Source organism: Streptomyces malaysiense, assembly GCF_000980885.2.
Classification (GTDB): domain Bacteria; phylum Actinomycetota; class Actinomycetes; order Streptomycetales; family Streptomycetaceae; genus Streptomyces; species Streptomyces malaysiense.
The window spans coordinates 1-1,461 of record NZ_LBDA02000162.1 but is presented as its reverse complement, the minus strand read 5'-3'; the positions used below and the strand labels follow the sequence as shown (position 1 = coordinate 1,461).

General features: G+C 69.5%; 1 protein-coding gene. It reads right to left on the bottom strand.

Annotation, left to right across the window (positions count from 1 at the left end; translation table 11 throughout):
- On the bottom strand, positions 1-1,461 hold a 1,461-nt coding region (locus VT52_RS34625; RefSeq protein WP_143070976.1), incomplete at its 3' end, for an amino acid adenylation domain-containing protein.

Below are 1,461 nucleotides of genomic sequence, written 5' to 3'. Positions count from 1 at the left end.
GGGCAGGGCCCGCCGGTCGAGCTTGCCGTTGGCGGTGAGCGGCAGGGCGTCCAGAGCCACGAAGGCCGACGGCACCATGTACTCGGGCAACGCACCCCCGGCATGCCGGCGCAACGCCTCCGGGTCGACGTCACCCCCGGCGACCGGCACCACATAAGCGACCAGCCGCTTGTCACCAGGACGATCCTCCCGCACCACCACCACCGCCCGAGCCACCTCCGGGACCCGGCTCAACACCGTCTCCACCTCACCGAGTTCGATCCGGAAGCCCCGCAGCTTGACCTGCTGGTCGGCACGGCCCAGGAACTCGATCCCACCGTGCTGGTTCCAGCGGGCCAGATCACCCGTGCGATACATACGACTCCCAGGAGGACCGTACGGATTCGCGGTGAAACGCTCCGCCGTCAGCCCCGCACGCCCCAGATAACCGCCCGCGAGATGCGACCCCGCGACGTACAGCTCACCCGTGACACCCGAAGGCGCCGGGCGCAGCCCCTCGTCCAGGACGTACATGGCCGTGTTGGCCATCGGAACACCCAGGTGCAGCCGCTCCACGGTCCGGGTATCCGGCGTGAATGCCTGGTAGCTGCAGAACACGGTCGCCTCGGTCGGACCGTAGGCGTGCACGACGGTGGTGTCCGGACACCGGTCCAGGACCGTCCGCAGGGCCGTGGCCGACAGGACGTCGCCGCCGGTCCAGATCTCCTCCAGGTGCCCCAGGCTGCCGACGGCCTCGTGCGCCATCGCGTCGAAGAGGGCGGTGGTGAAGTAGGCGGCCGTGACACCGTGTCGCACGATGGCCTCGCCGACCTCGCCGAGGTCGATCTCGGCCGCGGGCAGGATCACCGCCAGCCCACCGCTCAGCAACGGCACCCACAACTCGTAGGTCGAGGAATCGAAGGCCAACGGCGAATAAGCGAGCACCCGCCGGTGCCGGCCACTCCCCCACCACGGATCCAGAGCCAGCTCCACCACATTGCGGTGCGTGTTCACCACACCCTTCGGAGTCCCGCTCGACCCCGACGTGTACATCACATACGCCGCCTGATCCGCACCCACCGACAACCCCGACGGCGCCACCACCCCCACCCCCCCGACAACCTCCGCACCCACACGCACCACCGGCAGACCACCCGCGAACCCCACCCCACCCACACCACGATCGGTCACCAACAGCACCGCACCCGTGTCCCGCAACATCCACCCCAACCGCTCCCCCGGCTGACGCGCATCCAACGGCACATAGACACCACCCGCCTTCAACACCCCCAACAACGCCACGACATACTCCACCGACCGGTCGAAGAACAGCCCCACCCGGTCACCCGGACACACCCCGGCCCCGACCAGCCGACGAGCGAACCCGTCGGACGCCGCATCCAACTCCCGGTACGTCACCTCCACCTCCCCGCACACCAGAGCGACCGCACCCGGCGTACGCCCCGCCTGCGCGGAGAACAG